Source organism: Salinivibrio sp. PR6 (genome assembly GCF_001995955.1).
In the GTDB taxonomy this organism is placed as follows: Bacteria; Pseudomonadota; Gammaproteobacteria; order Enterobacterales; family Vibrionaceae; genus Salinivibrio; species Salinivibrio siamensis.
This window is the reverse complement of record NZ_MUFA01000003.1, coordinates 48,708-69,276: the sequence shown is the minus strand read 5'-3', so window position 1 is coordinate 69,276 and position 20,569 is coordinate 48,708. Positions and strand designations below refer to the sequence as shown.

Below are 20,569 nucleotides of genomic sequence, written 5' to 3'. Positions count from 1 at the left end.
CCCACTCTTATCCACTTGACGACGAGCGTATATTTTGTTCTCTTAGCACCGTGGTCGGTTGCACGCTGTCCATGCGCTCAACGTAAGCCTGATATTGTTGGAACGGAAGCGGCCGAGAGTAATAATAGCCCTGTGACACATCGACACCATAACGTCGCAGTAATGTCTCCGCTTCCTCGGTTTCCACGCCTTCAGCAACGACCATTACCCCCAGTGATCGCGCCATGTCCGTGGTCGCACGAACAATGCTTTGGTGACGACCACTCTTGTGAAGATCTCGCACAAAACTGCGATCAATTTTAAGCTCAGTGAATGGGAGTTGCGAGAGGAAATATAACGAGGAATAGCCCGTGCCATAGTCATCGATCGATACTTCAATGCCACTGGCTGATAGTGCTGTAATCAGTTGTTTTAGCCAGTTGTAGTCCTCGACCATCACCGACTCTGTCAGTTCCAGCGAAATTAAGTTAGTCGGTATGTCATATTGATGCGCCAGCGCGACCACACGGTTGGCCAGATCCGGAATATAGATATCAGACGCACTGATATTGATTGACAGGCGACGACAATGGCCGTTAGTGATCAGCTGCGCTTGCTGCTGGAAAGCCCGCTGAATCACCCACAGAGTGAGGTTATTGATGATACCGACATCTTCTGCCATCCGTACAAACACTTCAGGCGATATTTGCCCGTACTCAGGGTGCGTCCAACGCGCTAAGACTTCCGAGCCATGGACAGAGCCAGTGCGTAAATCAATTTGCGGTTGGTGATACAGCTCTAATTGATCATTCTCGATAGCATCCCTCAGGTCGGTCACGAGAGAAACATGCAATTGATGGTGTCGTTGCTCGTAAGAATTAAAATGTGCATAGTGGCTGGCAAGCGATCGATGTTGATCAATGGCGCTCAGGGCGCGGCTGATTAAAAGGCTTGGGTGGTCACCGTCACTGGGATAGTGGCAAACACCAATACGCGCATTCACTTGCGTCACAAATGAGCCAACACATAAGTCACCATTTAATCCTTTAATGACGGAATCGAGAATCGTATCGCAAGCCGAGTGGTCGACATCATCAATCAAAAACGCAAACACGCCCTCTTTTAAACAACCCAAACGATAATCCGGCATATCACTGTCGGTTTTCACTCCCAAAACAGGTTGCATCATCAACACATCATTAATACGGCCAGCAATCGCGTTAATGTATTCCTCGCGGGCGTGCTCATCTAAATACGGAAGCAGGCTGTTGTAATTATCCACTGATAAACAGCACAAATTGAAACGGGCATTCCGGCTGATCAAATCATTGATCACCATATGTAACACATTGTTATTCGGTAGATAACTCAGCGTGTCATGCGTCAGCGCCTGCATTTCCTGTAATCGCTGGTACCGAAAGCGTTCAGCGAGAGCCAATGAAAAGAAAATCATGGTCATTCCCAGCGACATCATCAGTGCGTAACGTGATAGCAGACTGTAATCAATAACGTTGAGCATCAGAGCGTAGAAAATCACCCCGCCCACCATGGCCGGGATCCAACAGAGGGTAAAGAGCGATAGCCAAAATTTATTGGGTTGCCATTGGTGCCATACATAATAGGCCACCAAGCCATAGACCGGTAATTGCGCGATAAAAACAAATGAAAGCGACACATACGTGGGGGTGATAAAACTTAGCAAGGCCAAGCCAAACAGCCCCCCGGTGGTCATAAAAAAGAGTGAACGCGCGCGCTGATAAAGCCGACTTCGCTCAAAGTCTAGAAAATAGTAGGTGAACCATAATCCCGCCATGAGTAGGCAAACGGCCAACGCCACCAAGTGATTACTGATCAATATCTGCACCGGGTCCGGCAAAAAGTAGCGACTGAAACCATGATTAACACTCACAAGCAAGGTACTCATTAGAGCGACAAGCACAAAAATGAGATAGACGCGCTGACGACTGTAGACATACACCCCTGCGCTATACAGCGCGGCCAAAAAGGTAAAGGTGATGAAGCCGCCCCAAACCAAATGCAAAGACCGAGATAACTGATCAAACGCCTGGTGCGACATCACGCTTAACGGCATGATCGCCATATCATTCGATGTCACCTTAAGCAGTAATTGGTTATCGCGCTCCGGCAGTAAGTTAACCGGAATGGAATGGGGCATTGGCAAGCGGCTCAAGCGTGCCGATGTTTTATCCCCTGCTTTTATCTGTGAGCGCACCTGCTCGCCATCCAAAATATGGTACGCGTCTAGATAGTCAATCAGTGGGTTATCGGTGAGCACATGAATGTCGCGCTCAGTCAATCCGTGGTAATTAAACTCAAGCTTGATCCAATAGGTTTGATAAGCCAGCTTCCACGGGATCTCACCCGTGTTATCGGCTTTCGTAAAGGGGGCATGATCGAGCACATAGTTAAGAGATAGCTCGTTCGTCTCGTCAATGAAATAACTATAGTCCGTATCCACCAGTGATAGTTCGGGCGCTGTGGTGCGACTCAAACTCGTCATCCAAAATCCGACAGCGAACATAACCACCAGTATGAACAAGGTCGTCACCCAAATAAGGGGCTGCCGAGACTGCAATGCGTGCATAAAAATACACTCCTTAGCCAAAAACGAGTCTGCCGCCCAAGATTTACTCCCCTTTCTGTGTACATCTTTTAAATTAATCTGTCCGGAGACCTGGGAGGGACTTAATAAAACTAGATAGTAATGGCTATTTTTTCAAACATAACGCCTTTAAAAAGCCTGTCCGTGCCATCAATCAGATATTTCCACGACTTGTGGTTGCACCTAAAACAATGAACAATCGTTTTTAAACATAACATTTGTTCAAATCTCGTCAGCTCGCTATACTGATCACCGTTGCAGTCAGCCGTACAGTGTGCGGTGAGTTTGATTCGATCGATGAGCGAGACCAAAATACATGAGTACGCCGACGTCCCTAGATAACGTTCACGAAGACACTGATTTGCTTACCGAAATCGCCATTCTGTATTACCAGCAAAGCGCGACCCAAGAGGAGATCGCACGCAAATACAAAATAAGTCGCCCCAAAGTCAGCCGCCTGCTCCGAAAAGCACGTGAGGAAGGGATTGTTGAAATCACGGTGAAGTTTCACCCGGTGCACAGCGCGCAGTTAGAACAAAGGCTCATGGCGCGATTTAATCTCAAACGCGCATTAATTTCTCTCGATCAACCCACCCCCGAAGAGCAGCGCACTCAAGTCGCGACCCTAGTTTCCACTTACTTGGATGGTAACCTCAACGACGGCATGGTGGTCGCGGTGGGACAAGGCCAAAACGTCGCCGCGGTGGCTGATCACCCCGGAGTCGTCTCTCATCGCCAAGCGCGCTTTGTCTGTGCTATCGGCGGTACCCACCGAAGTGGTGATGCCTTTAACGCGGATCATATCTGCCGGCGTCTCGCCAAAAAATTTGGCGGCAGCAGTGAAACCCTGTATGCCCCGGCCTACGTCGATAATGAATCAATCCAGCAAGTGTTTGTCTCTCATCCCAATATCAGTGAAACCTTGAACCAGGCGAGAAAGGCAGAGTTCGCCCTGGTCGGCATTGGGGACATGGACGAAAATAGCCATATGGTCAAATTGGGCTGCTTTACCGCACGCGAATTTGTTGAAGCACGTGTTAACCATGGTATTGTCGGAGACATCGGTGGCTTTGATTTTTTCCGTCTCGACGGACAACCCACCGATAATTTGATGCGAGGGCGAGTGGTTGGGCTAGCCATGCCTGATTTGGCGCGTATTCCCAGCGTTATCGCGATGGCCAGTGAAAGTCGCAAAGCCTTATCTATTCTTGGCGCTTTGCGCACGGGCGTGATTGATGTGTTGGCCACCAGTGCCAGCTGTGCGATGGCGCTGCTCAACATGTCTGAGCCTGCTCCCGATGAAACCGCGTTCACGTTTCAACAGGATGAGTAAATTCGTGACGAAAGAGTGAGACTTAACTCTCTTTATGTCGCAATACAATTGACAAGTGACGTAAAAAACTCAAAGATCGTCACATCATTTGCTCAGACGCGTTGCATCTGTTCATATTCAGAGCAAGCGTTAGCACGTTATTCGGCGTCTGGGCCTACCACGTAAAGAAGGTGAGTGAAGATGAGCAACAAACTGGATCAACTCCGTGCCCTAACCACAGTGGTCGCTGACACAGGCGACATCGAAGCGATTAAAAAATACCAACCGCAAGATGCCACAACTAACCCTTCTCTGATCCTCAAAGCCGCGCAAATTAAAGAATATGCGCCGCTGATCGAGGAAGCCATTGCCTATGCAAAATCACATAGCAGCGATGCAGACCAACAGGTTGCCGATACCTGTGACCGTCTCGCCGTCAACATTGGTAAAGAAATTCTCAATGTGATCCCTGGCCGTATCTCTACCGAGGTAGACGCACGTTTGTCGTATGACACAGAAGCCAGTGTTGCCAAAGCGCGCAAGCTTATCAGCATGTATAACGAAGCTGGGATCAGCAACGAGCGCATTCTGATCAAACTGGCGTCAACTTGGGAAGGTATCCGTGCGGCAGAAATCCTGGAAAAAGAAGGGATCAACTGTAACCTGACGCTCTTATTCTCATTCGCACAAGCACGAGCCTGTGCCGAAGCGGGCGCTTACCTGATTTCTCCGTTTGTGGGCCGCATCATGGATTGGTACAAAGCCAAAGAAGGCCGTGATTTCGAGGCGGCAGAAGACCCAGGCGTTAAATCTGTCACCACCATCTACAACTACTACAAAGCTCACGGCTACGACACCGTAGTGATGGGCGCAAGCTTCCGTAACACAGGCGAAATTCTAGAGCTTGCTGGCTGCGATCGTCTCACCATCAGCCCACAATTGCTGCAAGAGCTTAGCGACGCCGACGGTGACGTGCCAGTTAAGTTAAAAGACGTGGGGGCCACCGAGCAGCGCCCAGCGCGTATGACACATGCTGAATTCTTGTGGGAGCACAACCAAGACGCGATGGCCGTTGAAAAGCTCGCTGAGGGTATCCGCAATTTTGCGGTAGACCAAGGCAAGCTTGAAGACATGATTCGCGAACAATTGTGATCCAACACAAAGCGTGATTTAACACAATAAAAGCGGCTCAGTCCGCTTTTATGATACTGTTTGACCCTATTTCACCTGTTCAACCTGTAGGTAAACACATGGAACGCAAAATGCTAGCTAACGCCATCCGCGCCCTTGCGATGGACGGTGTTCAAAAAGCCAAATCTGGTCACCCAGGCGCCCCAATGGGCATGGCTGATATCGCCGAAGTCTTGTGGCGCGACCACATGAACCACAACCCACAAAACCCAGATTGGGCCAACCGTGACCGTTTCGTACTGTCAAACGGCCACGGTTCTATGCTGATTTATTCGCTACTGCACCTGACCGGGTATGGCGTATCGATTGACGATCTCAAACAGTTCCGTCAATTGCACTCGAATACCCCAGGCCACCCTGAATATGGTTACGCACCGGGTATTGAAACCACCACAGGTCCACTCGGCCAGGGCATCACTAATGCAGTGGGCATGGCAGTGGCAGAGAAATCGCTCGCGGCGCAATTTAACCGCGACGGCCACGACATCGTCGATCACCACACCTACGCATTCTTGGGTGATGGCTGCTTGATGGAAGGTATCTCACACGAAGCATGCTCACTCGCCGGCACCCTAGGCCTGGGCAAGCTGATCGCCTTCTGGGATGACAACGGCATTTCTATCGATGGTCATGTTGAAGGTTGGTTCTCTGACGATACCGCGAAACGCTTTGAATCTTATGGCTGGCACGTAATTCCTGCAGTAGATGGCCATGATTCGGCGGCTATTCAAGCGGCCATTGACGCGGCAAAAGCGGAAACCGGCAAGCCGACATTGATCTGCACCAAGACCACCATCGGTTACGGCTCACCCAATAAAGCGGGCAGCCACGACTGCCACGGTGCACCACTGGGTGATGATGAAGTACAAGCCGCGCGTGAATTCCTCGGTTGGGAGCATGGCCCATTTGAGATCCCACAAGATATTTACGCACAGTGGGATGCCAAAGAAGCCGGTGCGGCCAAAGAAGCCGCATGGAACGAGAAGTTCGCCGCCTATCAAGCACAATACCCTGAGCTAGCCGCTGAGTTTACTCGTCGCATGAAGGGCGAACTGCCAAGCAACTGGGACAGCGAAACGCAAAAGCTGATTGCCGATCTGCAAGCTAACCCAGCCAAAATCGCATCACGTAAAGCATCACAAAACGTGTTAGAAGCGTTCGGCAAGCTACTGCCAGAACTGCTCGGTGGCTCTGCTGACTTGGCACCGTCTAACTTGACCATGTGGTCAGGCTCGAAAGCGATCAGTGCCGACGATGCCAGCGGTAACTACCTGCACTACGGTGTGCGTGAATTTGGTATGACCGCCATTATCAACGGTATTGCCCTGCACGGCGGTTTTGTGCCTTACGGTGCAACCTTCCTGATCTTTATGGAGTACGCACGTAACGCGATGCGTATGGCTGCCCTGATGAAGGTGCAGAATATTCAAGTGTATACCCACGACTCGATTGGCCTGGGTGAAGATGGTCCAACTCACCAGCCGGTTGAGCAAATGGCCACGTTGCGCCAAACGCCGAATATGAGCATGTGGCGCCCGTGTGACCAAGTTGAATCCGCGGTCGCGTGGAAAGCAGCGGTTGAGCGTAAAGACGGCCCAAGTGCCCTCGTGTTTTCTCGCCAAGGCCTGGCTCAGCAAGAGCGTGATGACGCACAATTGGCTAACATTGCCAAAGGTGGCTACATCCTCAAAGACTCAGCAGGCAAGCCTGATCTGATCTTGATTGCGACGGGCTCGGAAGTCGAATTGGCGATGGAGTCAGCTGCGAAACTGAACGACGCCGGCAAGCAAGTGCGTGTCGTCTCTATGCCAAGCACTGACTTGTTCGATAAGCAAGACGCCGCCTACCGTGAGTCCGTGCTGCCATCAGACGTAACAGCACGTATCGCCATTGAAGCGGGTATCGCCGACTACTGGTACAAGTACGTGGGTCTAGACGGCCGCGTTGTCGGTATGACCACCTTCGGTGAGTCCGCACCGGCTGACGAGCTGTTCAAGATGTTCGGCTTTACCGTTGAAAACGTGGTTAACACCGCTGAAGAGTTGCTCGCTTAATCGCATCTCGACGGCACGTTAATTCTGCGAAGGCCAGTCAGCAATGACTGGCCTTTTTTCTACCCTCGCTTCTCGCATCCTGCAACCCATGCTGTAACAGCGACAGATGCAGCGCGCTTATAGAAAGCGACTCTCCGAGGGACGCACATTAGCATCCAGAGTATCCACCCCTATGTCATTTTGAAGGTGGGCTGGCATCGATGCGATTGGCACTGCTTTCGGTTTACGGTTCTTACCAACTCGCCCTTGAATACCTTGGATAATCGCCAATAACATTGAGGTAACGCCCGCTTTCATTTCTTTCATCGTGATTCCCCTCTCATTGTGTTGTGAAGATGCTAGTCAGGATGAAACCTCAAGTTATATTGAGGTAAACAAGGAGTGGCAGAAAAAGGTGAAAAAAGATGGAAATGAGCGTTGGGCAAGTGGCAAAACGCGCGGGGGTAAAGGTCTCCACCCTACACTTTTACGAGCAAAAAGGCTTGATCACCAGTTGGCGTAATGCGGGCAATCAACGCCGTTACGACCGCGCTGTTCTGCGTCGTCTTGCGGTGATTAAGGCTGCACAACATGTGGGGCTCTCACTTGAAGAGATAGGCGAAGCATTAAGTGAACTGCCCTCTCACCGCGCTCCCACCAAAGAGCAATGGCGTGATATGGCACAGCGCTGGGATGCCACCCTTAATGAGCAAATCGCGCGCTTACAGCAGTTACAGGCCAATTTAAGTGGCTGCATTGGCTGTGGCTGCCTATCAATGAAAACCTGCTCGCTCTATAACCCCAATGATGTGGTCGGTGAAGTCACCCAAGATGACAACGTGTTGAATCACCCGAAAATGGGAGTAACCCAACTGTTAAAAGATTGGGGAAGAGGTTAAACCTTCCCTCAATCGGTCAGATCATCGGCGAAACAAATAGTCACTCGCGTTAGGCCGCGCTCTGTGAGGCACCTCTAAATCGAGGTCGTCACGTAGGTGCTGAGGAAGCGCTGAGACATGCACCGCTCGCTTGACTTTTGCGCGTCTTGCACGCCACACAGTTAATGCTTTCTTAACTGAAGTGACAACTTGTTTTATGGTCGGGAATACTGGGTCATACATCGTCATCATGGTATATCGCCTTTTTGAACAATTCTTATGGTTTATTTTTGTTCAACCAACGATTATGCTCAAACGATAAACACTGACATTCAGTTAAGGTGAGCTTATGTCAAACGCCAGCACTACACGCATGCCGCCGCTCCAAGGTTTATATTACTTTTACCAAGCTGCTCACCTAGGCAGCTTTAAAGCCGCTGCCAATGAGTTGTTTGTTACGGCGGCCGCCATCAGCCAACAGATAAGGCTACTCGAGGAGTGGCTCGATACCCCTCTCTTTTATCGTCAGCATCGCAAAGTGACGCTAACACCGGAAGGCGAGATTCTTTTTTCACATGCCCAACAAGGCTTTAGAAGTATTCTCAACGGTGTGTGGCTGCTCAATAATGATCCGGCCCCTCATCAGTTGTCACTGTCAACCGTCCCATCATTCTCCCAAAACTGGCTGGTCCCACGGCTTGCAAAATTCAGAGCGTCTTACCCAGATTTATCGATCATGCTGGAATCCACCACCACGTTGAATACCTTCGAACAATCCTCGATTGATCTATGTATCCGGTATGGTGGCGGCCACTACGACGGCTTGCACAGTGAATGGCTGATGGGCGATATCCTCTACCCTGTTTGCCACCCTCTCTATCAGCAGCAAGAAGGCATTTATACCCTCGAAGACTTACCCAAGGGTCATTTAATCAGTGATATGTGGCGTGATATGGACTGGACCCGGTGGCTCAATACCGTCGGCATCGCAGGGGGCTCCTCAACCATCACTTACAACGGCTCTAACTATGCCATTGAAGGCGCATTATCGTTGCAAGGGATAGTGCTGGCTCGTCATAGTTTGGTGCAGCGATATATAGCTGACGGCACCCTAGTGCGTATCGGTGGAGCAGCGGTAAAACCTACCAATGGTTACTTCTTGTGCGCCCCTGCTGGCTACTTTAAACGCGATAAAGTCGACCAATTTTGTTGCTGGATAAAGCAGCAAGCGGATGAGTTCAAGGCAACTTGGCCACGGGAGATCACCCTGTACAACGATACTCACGCCGTAACGCAAAGAGAGCACTAATACACTCAACACAGTACGGGCTTACAAATTTTCAAAAAAAAGTATAAGTGCTTTACATGTGAGTGGAATGCTGTATGGTGGTCACAGCTCTGGAACATGGAGCATCAATGATACATCAAGTAAAAGTCAACATAAGCTACGCTATTATCAATATTATAGAGTTTCTAACGTTACCCGCTTTCGCTTTTAGACATTTCATCGACTCCGTTCAAAGCTATCCTATTTTTTGTAATTTAAGAGAGAATGATTATGTCTAATCAAGCAACTGGTATCGTAAAGTGGTTTAACGAAGAGAAAGGTTTCGGTTTCATCACTCGTGACAACGGCGAAAAAGACGTGTTTGTACACTTCCGTGCGATCGTTGGCGAAGGTTTCAAAACCCTAACTGAAGGCCAGCGTGTGAACTTCACCGTTGAGCAAGGCCAAAAAGGCCCACAGGCATCTGACGTTACCGTCGCATAAGAAGCCAGATCTGATTGATAGAGGGCGCTCAGGCGCCCTTTTTTTGTGCCTATAGTTTGGCGAACGTGATCAACACAGCGGATGGCAAACGATAGACGCAACACGTTTTCACAAAAAAGCCCCGGCTATCTGGTGTTGCACCAAGCTGGGGCTTTTTATCAGAGTAACCGACCAAGGGTCACTCGCTAAGTGTGACTTAATCAGCCTCGCTGCATTGTCTGACGCTTTTTCAAAAACGTTAACCAGCTCTCTACCGCCTCATCAGGGGCAATCTTTTTAGCAATGCGTGCTTGCTCAAGGGCCTGGTCAAACTGCTTCAGTTTGTAGTAGGCGCGCACTTTTGTCAGCGCTATCTCTTTAGCAGATGCCCCTTTACCCGCCTTATCAAGCGAAGTAAGTGCTTGCTGATAGTCGCCTTGCTGAATTTGCATTAACGCCAATTGCCAATGGTACTGACGGTCTTTTTGTGCGGCTAAACGCCAAGCTGAAACCGCTTGAGACCATTCTCGCGCTTGCTGCCATAAGCTTGCTTGCTGCGCGAGCGTTTGCGCATCTTGCTCGTTCTCAGGCAAGCGTTTGAGCCACTTCGCCGCCCGCTCCGGGACGCCGACATTGGCATACAACTGCGCCACCGTGCGCTGCTCACTCGGTTCAAGCGCTATCCCTTTTCGCTTGGCGAGCAAATAGGTGCTGATCGCCTCTTTTGGCTGCTCCAAGCGCACATAGTTGGCCGCCAATTGGCGCCACCATTGCTTATTGTCAGGCTCGAGCTTCAACAATGCTTTAAGCGTCGGTGTCGCCCCGCGCCATTGTTCAAGTTGTAGCTGCGCTCCCAACTTCAATGACAGCGCTGACACGCTGGCGCTATTTTTTACTACGCCCTGATACGCCGGATAGGCGTTTAATACCTGGCTCCATTGTTCACGCTGATAGTGCGCCTGCATAATCCGCAGCCATACATCTTCCGCTTGATCCGATTTCTCTTTGGGAACCGAACGCGCCAGCGGATAGTAGTATTGAAGTGCAGCGGCATATTGACCATCAATCAACAATAAATCAGCGAGCATACGCTTGGTTTGCCAGGCTTGCGCATCTTGCAACTGTTCACTGTCAACCGCACGTTGAATATGGACGATCGCCTTGTCGTTATTACCATATTGCCAATAGAACACCCCCAACGCGCGATCGACAAACGCTTTATCGTAGGCGCGTTCAGCAGACAGCGCTTCGAGCACGGCAATCGCCTCCCCCAGTTTGGCGTCTTGCTCTAACGTTTGTGCTTTTTCAATCGAGCGAGCCACCGAGGGTGACAGCTGCGCGGCGACTGGCAGCGCAGTGAACAATACTAAGGTAACAATGAGTCGTTTAAACATTAGCGTAAGTTAAACTCCAGTTTCACCTGTTGACCGGGTTGGGCCACGGCTTCTCCGTTAACCACTTTCGGCTCATATTTCCATTTTCGAAGCGCGCGTAACGCCTCTCGCTCAAAAACACGTGGCGGGTTCGCATCGACCACCGTCAAATCTTGTGGACGTCCCGAGGGGCTAATGGTAAAGCTCACCACCACAAATCCCTCTAGGCCACGGCGCATGGCACGTGGTGGATAGTTGGGCTCGACCCGAAATAGCGGCATCGCCTGCTGATTGTTCGGCCCGGTGCTGACACTTAAATCGCCTAGCGACGGGGCTTGCACCATCACCCCTTGAATATTGCTTTGCACATTCAAGTTAGGCATATCCGGCTGTGGCGCCGCGCTGGATTGTGTCTGCGTTTGCGTGACCGGCGTCGGTGGATCGGGCACCTCAGGCGGTGTCGGGCGCTCCGGCACACTGCGTTGGCGGCGTTGTACCTCGGTATCCGGCTCTTGCATGAAAATATCAATGCTTACCGAGGAAGGCGTCTCCTGAGGACGCTGAGACGACTGTCCGACCATCAACGCCATCAACATAAACAGGCCAAGCGTAAAGACCAACGCCGCCGGCAATGAGATTAGCCATCGCTTCATTACGGCGACTCCGTGGCCAACGCAATGCTACCAATGCCGGCACCTTTCGCCGCGTCCATGACTTCAACCACGGTGCCATTGTAGGCCAGCTCATCGGCTTGAATCACCAGCGAAGCGTCAGGCTTATCGAGCAACAGGTGTTCAAGGGTCGCTTCCACACGTTCCACATCGACAAGACGCTTATCAATGTACACCTCATTCGAGGCGGTGACCGCGACAAAAATACCCGCCTCTTTTTGGCTGGTTGAGTGGCTGGCTTCCGGACGGTTTACTTCCACGCCAGACTCGCGCACAAACGAGCTGGTGACGATAAAAAAGATCAGCATGATGAACACAATGTCCAACATGGAGGTTAAATCAACCTGCGCTTCTTCGCGCTGTTTTTGGGCTCGAATCAATCGCATTACTGACTCCGAAGCGCCTGCTCCAGCGCGATTTCACGGCGCTGACAGGCTTTAACTAAACGGGCATGGGCAAACATACCGGCCAAGGCAGCTACCATACCTGCCATGGTGGGTAAGGTGGCCATTGAAATACCTGAGGCCATTAAGCGGGGCTCACTGGTGCCTTGACTGGCCATGACATCAAACACAGAAATCATCCCCGTGACCGTGCCTAACAGCCCCAACATCGGACAAATCGCCACCAGGGCTTTAATAAAGCCAAGATAACGGCCGAGATCCTGTTGGGCTTGAAACAACCAGCCTTGGCGAATGGCGCGTGCATGCCAAGAATGGTGATCGGTACGCGCTTGCCACGCCGCAATCCACGCACGACGTTGTGCGGGGAACCGTGAATACAGGTATAGCAGGCGTTCAATCACCAACACCCAGCACACCAATACCACCACACCGAGCCACCAAAGCACGGGCCCACCTTGCGCCATAAAATGACGCAAGGTGCTCCAAATATCTTGCTGGCCAAGCAGTGAGAATAACTCGACGTCTATCATGCCGCTTGTCCGGTTTCCGCTCGCTGATCACTGTTTTCAGCTTGTTCAGCCACCAAACTAATGCTTTGCTTTTCCAGCATGCCGCGAATGTGATCAGCTTGCCCACTGAGGATGTTATGCGCTAACAGTAACGGAATGGCCGCAATCAAGCCAAGCACTGTGGTCACCAACGCCATCGAGATGCCATCTGCCATCACTTTCGGGTCGCCATTGCCAAACTGGGTGATCACTTGGAAGGTTTCTATCATCCCGGTCACCGTCCCCAGCAAGCCGAGCATCGGTGCTAACGCGGCAAGCAGTTTTAGCATCGAGAGGCCTTTTTCGCAGCCTTGTTGCTCATCCACCACCGCTTCCAATAAACGCAGCTCCAGTGATTCCACATCACGCTTTGGTGCATCATGATAGACCTTTAGCACACGGCCAAGCGGATTATCCTCTGGCGACTCAGGATGTTTAAGCTGGCGATGCATTTTGGCGTGAATCGAGAGCAAGACAGCACCGCGATAAAGAGCAATTAACAAGCCGACAGTCAATAAGGCCGCGATCACTTTGGCGACGAAGCCACCCTGCGCAAAGCGGTCACTCAAGCTTGGCGCATTTTCAAGCTGTCCGAGTAAAAAGCCCCGTGATGGATCGACAAGCACGGTCTCACCCACGTTGCCGATGGCTTGTTCAAGCTTTGCGGATGTTAACGTGTCATCCGGTTGGGCGCGGTAGGGAACGGCCACTTGTCGCGCCGATTGCCAGTTTAAATACCCTTGCTCATTCACCAAGCCTAGGTTACCCACTCGCACCACCGACTGTTCCGCCGACACACCTTGCGCATTCACCACAGGTAGAGAAAGGGCTTGCAGCTCGCCACTGGTTTGCATTTGCGTGAGCATGCCCTGCCACAGGCGATTAAGCTGCTTGAGCGAGGGTAAAGTATCGGCGGCAACAATATCCGCCACCGTTTGATTAAACGCAGGTTGAGTGATCGCCACATAGCTCGACGCCCCGTCGGTCTGAATGGTTTTACTTGCCTGGCGCACCACACCAAACAGCTCACCCAAACTGCCCGACTCCAAACGCAGTTTATCTTCTAACGACGCCAGTTGTTGCTCGTTATCGCTGAAGGTGTCACTGAGCTTCTCGGTTTCCGCCTCTAACGCGTTGCGCGTGGCTTTGAGCTGATTGAGCTTCTCACGTAGCTCACGCTCGGTCATCGCGAATTGTGCTTCTCGCGCTTGGTTATGCTCACTCGCCTGTTGATGCGCCTGTTGGGTTTGACCAACAAGATCATCAGCGTGGGTAAAAGGCGCAACGGCGACAAAACAGGTTGCGACAATCAGGGTTTTCCAGCTCATGATTTCACCCCTTGGTTGGCACTCAATGGCAGAGATAACAATGACGGTGCCATTTGCTTTTGCGCCACCGCAAAGGCCTTATCCACCGCTTCCGCGACACTCGCATCCAATGCGACCCACTGATCATCGCGGGCACTCCACAGCCAATACTGCTTACCATCTAAGCTACGCGCCACCAGCGACATACGGCCAAGATGGAGGACATCGACCTGGTGATCTCGACCATCGAGCACAACGGTATCTTGATAGGCATCAAGCTTGCTGCCATAGTCTCGCTCAATCTGGTATGCCTCGAGAATACGACGGAATTTCTCCGAGTCCGCCACATCAGCACGGGTCATCATGGCTTTCAGTTTTTGTAAACGGGCTTGGCGTTGATCGGCTTTGAGAGGAATATCCTCGGCAAGCCACTGCTCGAGCCCACCCAACATGCGATACATTAAAGGCACGATGCCTTGGCGAGTGTCTTTAATCTCGTCGATTTGATTCCGCAGGCTGGTCGCCTCTTTATCCTGATTGACCACCAAATTTTGCAAGTGATCGCGATAGATTTCCAGGTTACTGATCTGCGCTTGTAGCTGCTCAATTTCTTGGCGCATGGCCAAGCTGCTATCAGAATGACGATTAATCCGTGACTGTGACTGCGCGGCCTCTTGGGTAGTGTTCCCCTCAATCGCTTGCGCCTTTTCGAGTTGATCCGCACTCACTGCTGGGGTCAGCGCCAAACAGGACGCAACGCCGAGCGCGAGCCGAAATGAAGACAATTTTATCATGGTGATATCTGCAAACATGCTTTGATGGTATGGCTTTGCCACAAATAAAAGTGAGAATAGTTTCTATTTGCGTGCAATGTACCGAGTTTAGCGACAAAAATCTAGCCTAGCAGGTCCAGAGGTGCGGGAATATTACTCATATCAAGTCACGATAAGCTGACAGTGCTATAAAGCGGGATAGTGCATTTCATCACGATGGTCTGCGCCGATGTGGAAATAATTCACTATTCGCCAATTAGCTTTACTCAATCACACCTGATAATGAAAAAATAATAATTTTAGAGAGTTATCGCAATTTTATTGACGTTGCTGTGGCACGCTCTATGGCCCATTGGATATGCAATCTGAACAGCCATGAATAAAGTCTTCGTATCGACCAACCATTCTCATTGTAGCTATCATATTTATCAGCCTAATCAATCCGACTATCCGCTTATCCTGTTGCATGGTACCAATAGTGATGGATTAGCGAGTTACRGCGCACTTCTCGATGCATTTGACCATCGTGAAATCATCGTTCCCAATTATGCGGGGTGTGGAGACTCCAGCTTACCCGAGCATGATCTGACAGTATCCTTTCTCGCCGATCAGGTGATCGCCATCATTAAAGAAAGAGGTCGTAAGAAGGTTGATCTCGTTGGCCACTCACTCGGGGCTACCGTCGCCGCTTACGTTGCCGCGCAGCACCCTGATTTTATTAACCGATTAGTGTTAAGTGCACCTTGGTGCCATGGTGATGACCCGCGCCATCAACTGGTGTTTAATACCTGGCAAACACTCGAGGAAACCGCGCCTCAACAAGCAACTGCGTTCGGACTGAGCCATGTATTGAGTCCAACATTTCTGGCTAATATGGATCCAGAACTGATAGCGCGTATATGCGCCACAAAAGGATTGACTGATACTTACCGAAGAATCGCACTCGGCAAAGACCTAGACATCCGCCAGCATTTATCGAAGATTCAAGCCCCAACGCTCGTATTAGCCATGGCTTTTGACACCTTGGTGCCGCCTTACCGAGCCCAAGAGGTACAATCAGCAATACCTAACAGTGAGTACGATGAAATACCGAGCGGTCACGCCGTTCAACTTGAAAGTCCTTATCCGTGGGTCAATCGCATTAACACATTTTTGCAAGATTAGACCAATGCGTGGAGGTCACTCTGCGATTGTACTTTCCCCCAGAGGTTACTCGTTCCCACGCTCCTGCGCGGGAACAAGTGAGCGGACTGTCGGTAACCCCTAATCCGCTAACTGCGAGAACTTGATGATCTCGTGGGATTGCTCAAGGGTGTGCGCGAGGTGTTGGATATGGGCGGGGGTGATTTCGCAGCAGCCACCGACCACCAGGGCACCGTCGGCAATCCATTGTTGCACGCGTTCGGTGTGGACTAAGGGGGAGAGATCTTCCCGCGCTTGCAGGGCATCGGCTTTGCTGCCTTTGGCCATGTCTTCTACCGATTTAAACGCGTTGGCATAGCCGCCCACAATGTCGGCCTGAGTCGCCATCTTTGGCATCGCCGTGGTAAGCACTTCTGGGTCGCAGCAATTGAGCATCACCGCTGTCGGTGCATATTCAGTGACCGCGTGCATGGCTTGTTCTAGCGACTCGCCAGAGCGGAGTGCGCCATTAGGCTCTAACCGAAACGCAACCCCAAACGGTTTACCTTGCTCACGGGCGGCGGCGCACGCTGCACGCGCTTCAAGGGTGTTGGTCATGGTTTCGATTAAAAACACATCCACGTGAGGTTGCAAGCGGGCGATGTGCGAAAATTCCGCTTTCATGTCTTCAAAGCTGCGTTGCGGCTGACCGAGATAACTGCCCACCAGCGGCGGCAAACAGCCGGCAATATCGATATCGGCGCTTGTCTCATCCACCGCTTGCTGCAGCGCTTCGAAGGCTTTTTGGTAAATAATGTCTATTTTGTCGCTCAATCCCGCTTTGGCCAGACGCGTGGGGGTCGCTGGGTAGGTATTCAGGGTATGCGTTTTCGCACCGGCACGAATAAAGTCTTTGTGCACGTCTTTAACAATATTGGCATGTTTTAACATCACCGCGACCGACCAAAGCTTCGAGCTCACATCCGGCCCACGTTGATAAATTTCTTGTCCTAGGCCGCCATCGAGTAACGCTATCGATGTCATGGTAACTTCAGCCTCCTTCGGCCATTTATCCTTGGTTTAGTTTGAGGTTACCATGTGCTCATCGATTTAACACCCCGTTGTTACGCTACCTCTTCACTGCCCTCAATCGCGAGATGTTCAAGCTTATCAATCACCGTCATACTGGCGCTTTCCATCTCTTTTAATGCAGTGACCATTTGCTCGGGTTGCTGAGCATGAAACGCTGCCACCGCTGCTTTCGCGTGGGTATGCACTTGCTCGTGAGGCGCGGCAATGGCTTTAAACGTTTGCAACTGCGCGAAATACTGCTGGCCTTCACCCTGTTCATACCATTGGCCGAGGCGGCATTGGGTGTGATCGGTGATATCGTCCGCGGTCATGCTGTCTTCACCCAGCACGACGCGGTATATCGCAAATTTAAAGCTAATATGGTCAAGTTTCGCCAGTTCACAAAAAGCACGCAGCGCAGAGGCTTTAATAGTGGTACGGCTATGCTGTGCTTGCTCACTCTGCGTGGCCATCGCATCGGCCACCTGTTGGCCTTGCTCGCTATATTCAATCGCGTCACTGGCAAGCTGATCGGTGAGTGTGCAAGCATGCCCACTCCCAGCGCGAATCTTCTCGACCAGCTGGGTGATATCTTGCGTAGCGCTGGCTGTGCGTTCCGATAAGCTACGCACTTCATCGGCGACCACCGCAAACCCTCGACCTTGCTCACCGGCGCGTGCCGCTTCAATCGCTGCGTTTAAGGCTAAGAGGTTAGTTTGATCGGCGACATCGCGAATCAACTTCACAATACCGCTCACCTCTTGGGCATGCTGGTCGAGCGCACGAATTGCTTCTGACGATTGCTGACATTGCGCGGATAAGGACTGCACGTGACGCGCAAGATCATTGACTTGCTCGGCACACGACGCCGCCTGATGGCTCACGTCCGTTACCCGTTCTTTTTCACCGTTGATGGTGTCTGCCAAGGTGGCCAGAGACGATTGCGTCGCATTGATTGAGTCACCGAAGTGGCACAAGTTGGCGTCGATGGCTTTTCCCGTTTGGCGTTTTTTCTCTACGGTGGCTAACTCTTCCTGCAATGCCTCTTTCTCTGCATTCAGCGCGTCGATGGTATGGTTAATCTGCTCGATTTTTTGCTGCAAAGCGACTTGTTTTTGCTGCTCTTGTTCAAGTTGACGACGAGATATAAACACGCTGACTCCCAATTAAGTAATTAAGCTTTTTATAATATTTTAACGCTTAATATTGGCGATGTATGATGAGCCAAGCGAAATGTGATCCATTTTGCGCCAATCGTTTGATTTACACTGTAAACCTATAAAAATTCCCGCCATACTGACCCTTCTGCAGCAAATGAGCGAAACGCTATGACCTTTTGGTTGCTTTTTAAACGTTGGATTATCAGCCACTTCGCGCATTTAAACGGGCGTATTTTGGGGTTGGTGGTACTCGCCTATGGCGGGATTGGCTGGCTACTTTTACACGGCGCCGGTGAAACAGAGATGACCCAGTCACTCGGCCGCTATGTCTATTACTTGATGGTCACCGCGTCCACTGTCGGCTATGGCGATTATTCGCCCGCAACAGAAGCAGGACAGTGGATTACCGCCTTTTGGATTATTCCCGGTGGGCTAGGGCTGTTCGCCGTTGTGATTGGGCATGTGACCAGTGCCTTAGTGGATTATTGGCGACGTGGATTACAAGGAAAACGGAGTCTTACTGTGAAAAATCATATTCTGGTGTTGGGCTGGAATGGTCAACGCACCATTCAGCTCATTCGTCTACTACAAAGCGGTGTGCATGGCGATCGTCCAATTGTGCTTTGCGTACGTCCCGAAATGGAAAATCCGCTCCCCGGCGAGGTGGAATTTGTGCGCGTCACCAGCTTTACCGATGCAGAGGGAATTGCGCGTGCGGGGATTGATAGTGCTTCGAGCATTATTATCGACAACCCAGAAGACGATATTACCCTATCTGCGGCCCTGTTCTGCGCGCATAAAAATCCGTCAGCGCATCTGCTCGCCTACTTTCAAGACGACGCGCTGAGCCAAATACTCAAACAACACTATCCACACGCAGAATGTGTACCGTCTGTTTCCGTAGAAATGCTGGCGAAAGCCGCTGTTGATCCGGGTTCCAGCCAGTTGCATCACGAGTTGTTGAGTACCGCACAAGGGATGACACAGTATTGTGCGCGCTACCCGACTAACGCGAGCAAGACGGATGTGGGTACCTTGTTCAATCAGTTAAAGCATGAATACGATACAACCTTAATTGGTATCGACAAAGGTGAAGGCATTACCCTTAACCCCAGCTTGCAAACCGAAGTCGCCCCCGGCGATAGGCTTTTCTATATTGCCGCTGAACGTTTACCGCATTGGTCGGCGGCGTGATTCGGGCACCATTTATCACACGCGACACTGGCTATTAACCCTTCCGGAGCAGTCCGCCGCCGCCAAGATGGAGGCGGCGGACTGGCTTTACGTGCCCTATTCGCGAAAAAACGGTCTATTCGACCACCGAGGTTTCTTGTGCATCAGAATGACACGCTTCGACTGGGTAGGCGTAAAAATGATGCACAGGCCCCGCGCCTCTTCCCACCTTTAACTGCTGACTATGCGCTAAAGCCTCTGTCAAATACTGCTTAGCCGCCCGCCCGGCTTCAATGGGCGTCATTCCCTGCGCGTAATAAGAGGCCATCGCCGCAGACAGTGAACAGCCTGTGCCGTGTGTATTAACGGTTTCAACCCGACGGGCGCTCAGGGTTTGACAGGTATCTTGACTAATCCACACATCCACGCTTTCAGGGGCGTGATGTAAATGCCCGCCTTTGAGCATCACATAAGGACAGCCTAGCCGACGTAGGGCTGGAACTAACGCATGCATTTGCTCAATGGAGGTGGGGACAGGCTGACCGGTTAATCGCGCCGCCTCAGGCAGGTTGGGGGTGAGCACGGTTGCTCGCGGGATCAGCGCTTCAATCAGCGCTGTCATGGCGTGTTCATCCAACAAAGGATCGCCGCTGGTGGCTACCATCACGGGATCTAAAATCACCGGTAAGTGAGGCGATCGCGCCAGCACGGCGGCCACTTCGCGAATAACCGCTTGGTTGGCGAGCATACCAATTTTCACTGCACGCACCGGCATATCATACAAAACGGCCTCTAACTGGGCACGGACAAAACCAGGATCAACCGCCGAGACGGCCTCAACGCCACAGGTGTTTTGCGCGGTTAACGCGGTGATCACCGAGCACGCATAACCGCCGGTGGCTGAAATCGCTTTGATATCGGCTTGAATGCCAGCACCGCCACCGCTGTCTGAGCCGGCGATGGTAAGAATAACAGGTGGAGATAGGTTCATAATGGCCCCTTAATCATCAGGGGCGGAAGGAGACAAAGCGAGCCAGAATGCGCCACTTCGTGTGCTGAACGTGTCAGTTCCCTCCGCCAGTGCTAACTGGATCAGGTTCTACGGGTCCTGCTTTCGCAGTCTCAGCAATCACTTGCTCCCCGACTAACACGGTCAGAATATAAACCTTAATGATAAAGCGCAAGTCTGATGTTTCTGATG

At 51.3% G+C, this 20,569-nt stretch carries 19 protein-coding genes and 1 riboswitch; of the genes, 8 read left to right on the top strand and 11 right to left on the bottom strand.

What is annotated here, in order from left to right; translation table 11 throughout:
* Positions 1 to 7: 7 nt before the first annotated feature.
* Positions 8 to 2,500, bottom strand: a complete 2,493-nt coding sequence (locus BZG72_RS02995) for an EAL domain-containing protein (protein WP_158075438.1) — start codon at positions 2,498 to 2,500, stop codon at positions 8 to 10.
* 418 nt (positions 2,501 to 2,918) lie between these two features.
* Between BZG72_RS02995 and BZG72_RS02990 the strand changes: the two genes are divergently transcribed.
* The 3 genes from BZG72_RS02990 to tkt all read left to right on the top strand — a co-directional run bounded on the left by BZG72_RS02990 (position 2,919) and on the right by tkt (position 7,159).
* Positions 2,919 to 3,935, top strand: coding sequence for a sugar-binding transcriptional regulator (locus BZG72_RS02990; protein WP_077666047.1), 1,017 nt, complete (start codon positions 2,919 to 2,921; stop codon positions 3,933 to 3,935).
* Between the two features lie 180 nt (positions 3,936 to 4,115).
* On the top strand, positions 4,116 to 5,066 hold the full coding sequence (gene tal, locus BZG72_RS02985) for a transaldolase (protein WP_077638396.1): 951 nt from the start codon (positions 4,116 to 4,118) through the stop codon (positions 5,064 to 5,066).
* Positions 5,067 to 5,164: 98 nt separating this feature from the next.
* Positions 5,165 to 7,159, top strand: a complete 1,995-nt coding sequence (gene tkt, locus BZG72_RS02980) for a transketolase (protein ID WP_077638397.1) — start codon at positions 5,165 to 5,167, stop codon at positions 7,157 to 7,159.
* Positions 7,160 to 7,276: 117 nt separating this feature from the next.
* On the opposite strand, the gene BZG72_RS02975 is transcribed toward tkt, so the two are convergent.
* Positions 7,277 to 7,465, bottom strand: coding sequence for a hypothetical protein (locus BZG72_RS02975; RefSeq protein ID WP_077666046.1), 189 nt, complete (start codon positions 7,463 to 7,465; stop codon positions 7,277 to 7,279).
* A 98-nt stretch (positions 7,466 to 7,563) separates the two neighbouring features.
* Here BZG72_RS02975 and soxR point away from each other — a divergent pair, with 98 nt between their 5' ends.
* The 3 genes from soxR (at position 7,564) to cspE (ending at position 9,787) form a co-directional block, all read left to right on the top strand.
* Positions 7,564 to 8,037: a redox-sensitive transcriptional activator SoxR gene (gene soxR, locus BZG72_RS02970; protein ID WP_074214475.1), complete on the top strand. Its 474-nt coding sequence runs from the start codon at positions 7,564 to 7,566 to the stop codon at positions 8,035 to 8,037.
* Positions 8,038 to 8,365: 328 nt separating this feature from the next.
* Positions 8,366 to 9,325, top strand: a complete 960-nt coding sequence (locus BZG72_RS02960) for a LysR substrate-binding domain-containing protein (RefSeq protein ID WP_077666044.1) — start codon at positions 8,366 to 8,368, stop codon at positions 9,323 to 9,325.
* Positions 9,326 to 9,574: 249 nt separating this feature from the next.
* Positions 9,575 to 9,787, top strand: coding sequence for a transcription antiterminator/RNA stability regulator CspE (gene cspE, locus BZG72_RS02955; protein WP_046075612.1), 213 nt, complete (start codon positions 9,575 to 9,577; stop codon positions 9,785 to 9,787).
* Between the two features lie 200 nt (positions 9,788 to 9,987).
* Here the strand turns inward: cspE and BZG72_RS02950 are convergent, their stop codons facing one another.
* From BZG72_RS02950 to BZG72_RS02925, 6 genes are read right to left on the bottom strand one after another with little or no spacing between them, the layout of a single operon-like run.
* On the bottom strand, positions 9,988 to 11,160 hold the full coding sequence (locus BZG72_RS02950; RefSeq protein WP_077666043.1) for a tetratricopeptide repeat protein: 1,173 nt from the start codon (positions 11,158 to 11,160) through the stop codon (positions 9,988 to 9,990).
* A complete protein-coding gene (locus tag BZG72_RS02945) occupies positions 11,160 to 11,792 on the bottom strand; it encodes an energy transducer TonB (protein ID WP_077666042.1) in 633 nt (210 codons plus the stop codon). Before BZG72_RS02945 ends, BZG72_RS02950 begins: the two co-directional genes overlap by 1 nt.
* Entirely contained in the window at positions 11,792 to 12,196 is a 405-nt protein-coding gene (locus BZG72_RS02940; protein WP_046075609.1) for an ExbD/TolR family protein, read from the bottom strand. The genes BZG72_RS02945 and BZG72_RS02940 overlap by 1 nt, the downstream gene beginning before the upstream one ends.
* Positions 12,196 to 12,744 (bottom strand): MotA/TolQ/ExbB proton channel family protein, encoded by a 549-nt coding sequence (locus BZG72_RS02935; RefSeq protein WP_077666041.1) that lies wholly within the window; start codon positions 12,742 to 12,744, stop codon positions 12,196 to 12,198. Before BZG72_RS02935 ends, BZG72_RS02940 begins: the two co-directional genes overlap by 1 nt.
* Positions 12,741 to 14,090 (bottom strand): MotA/TolQ/ExbB proton channel family protein, encoded by a 1,350-nt coding sequence (locus BZG72_RS02930; protein ID WP_077666040.1) that lies wholly within the window; start codon positions 14,088 to 14,090, stop codon positions 12,741 to 12,743. The genes BZG72_RS02935 and BZG72_RS02930 overlap by 4 nt, the downstream gene beginning before the upstream one ends.
* Positions 14,087 to 14,854 carry a DUF3450 domain-containing protein gene (locus tag BZG72_RS02925; protein ID WP_197075778.1) on the bottom strand — a complete coding sequence of 256 codons (768 nt, stop codon included), beginning with the start codon at positions 14,852 to 14,854 and terminating at the stop codon, positions 14,087 to 14,089. Before BZG72_RS02925 ends, BZG72_RS02930 begins: the two co-directional genes overlap by 4 nt.
* Positions 14,855 to 15,217: 363 nt before the next feature.
* Between BZG72_RS02925 and BZG72_RS02920 the strand changes: the two genes are divergently transcribed.
* Positions 15,218 to 16,006: an alpha/beta fold hydrolase gene (locus tag BZG72_RS02920; RefSeq protein ID WP_077666039.1), complete on the top strand. Its 789-nt coding sequence runs from the start codon at positions 15,218 to 15,220 to the stop codon at positions 16,004 to 16,006.
* A 99-nt stretch (positions 16,007 to 16,105) separates the two neighbouring features.
* Here the strand turns inward: BZG72_RS02920 and BZG72_RS02915 are convergent, their stop codons facing one another.
* Positions 16,106 to 17,008, bottom strand: coding sequence for a homocysteine S-methyltransferase family protein (locus tag BZG72_RS02915; protein ID WP_077666038.1), 903 nt, complete (start codon positions 17,006 to 17,008; stop codon positions 16,106 to 16,108).
* Positions 17,009 to 17,088: 80 nt separating this feature from the next.
* Entirely contained in the window at positions 17,089 to 18,189 is a 1,101-nt protein-coding gene (locus tag BZG72_RS16505; RefSeq protein ID WP_274532473.1) for a methyl-accepting chemotaxis protein, read from the bottom strand.
* A gap of 174 nt (positions 18,190 to 18,363) precedes the next feature.
* Here BZG72_RS16505 and BZG72_RS02905 point away from each other — a divergent pair, with 174 nt between their 5' ends.
* Entirely contained in the window at positions 18,364 to 19,389 is a 1,026-nt protein-coding gene (locus BZG72_RS02905; RefSeq protein ID WP_077666036.1) for a potassium channel family protein, read from the top strand.
* Positions 19,390 to 19,504: 115 nt separating this feature from the next.
* On the opposite strand, the gene thiD is transcribed toward BZG72_RS02905, so the two are convergent.
* A complete protein-coding gene (gene thiD, locus BZG72_RS02900) occupies positions 19,505 to 20,359 on the bottom strand; it encodes a bifunctional hydroxymethylpyrimidine kinase/phosphomethylpyrimidine kinase (protein ID WP_077579453.1) in 855 nt (284 codons plus the stop codon).
* A gap of 61 nt (positions 20,360 to 20,420) precedes the next feature.
* A riboswitch (TPP riboswitch) is annotated at positions 20,421 to 20,521 on the bottom strand.
* Positions 20,522 to 20,569 lie beyond the last annotated feature (48 nt).